Source organism: Methylobacterium bullatum (assembly GCF_014845095.1).
In the GTDB taxonomy this organism is placed as follows: Bacteria; Pseudomonadota; Alphaproteobacteria; order Rhizobiales; family Beijerinckiaceae; genus Methylobacterium; species Methylobacterium bullatum.
In genome coordinates, this window is record NZ_NKUG01000312.1 from 1 (window position 1) to 648 (window position 648).

Annotated in this window: 1 protein-coding gene and 1 pseudogene; both read right to left on the minus strand. The window is 69.4% G+C overall.

Annotated elements, in window-relative coordinates; genetic code table 11:
• Positions 1–29: 29 nt before the first annotated feature.
• A complete protein-coding gene (locus MBTS_RS23365) occupies positions 30–470 on the minus strand; it encodes a response regulator (RefSeq protein WP_192216612.1) in 441 nt (146 codons plus the stop codon).
• Positions 467–648 (minus strand): annotated as a pseudogene (locus MBTS_RS23370) (histidine kinase); the annotation flags it as partial. The pseudogene MBTS_RS23370 and the gene MBTS_RS23365, both read right to left, overlap by 4 nt.

The following is a 648-nucleotide window of genomic DNA, read 5'->3' on the forward strand; positions in this document are numbered from 1 at the left end:
GCGGCCTAACCGCGCGGGTGGGGGCGAAGTCAGGCCCCGAGGCCGGGGACATGTCCGGGGGCCGGGCGCAGGCCGAGGGGCAGGTTCGAGACCGGGGGCGGGGTCCGGATGCATTCCTCGAGGAATCCCATCGTGTTCCCGATGATGGCCTCGGAGAAGGGCTTGGCGATGACGGCCACCGCGCCGGCGAAATCGTCGTGGAAGCGGCTGGCATTCGCGGTCAGGAAGACCAGCATCATCGCGGGCTCGTCCGCCAGATCCTTCGCCACGTCGAGGCCGGAGGAGCCGCCCTTCAGCTGCAGGTCGATGAGGACGATGTCGGGCCGGGTCCGCCGGGCCACCGCGACGGCATCCCTCGCGGATACGGCCGTGCCGACCACCTCGTGCCCCGCCTCTTCGAGCAGGATCTCGAGCTGCATCACGATCAAGGCTTCGTCTTCGACGACGACGATCCGGAGAGGTTCACTCACATCGACTCCCTGTGGCCCGTCCCGCCGCGGGGCAGGCGGATCTCGATCCGCGTCCCGGGATTGGCCGGGTGCCAGGCGATATCGGCATTCAGCTGGCGCACCAGACTCTCGATCAGGCGCTTGCCGAAGGTGCGGCCGCCGCCGACGTCCATCGGCATGCCGATCCCGTCATCGGCGA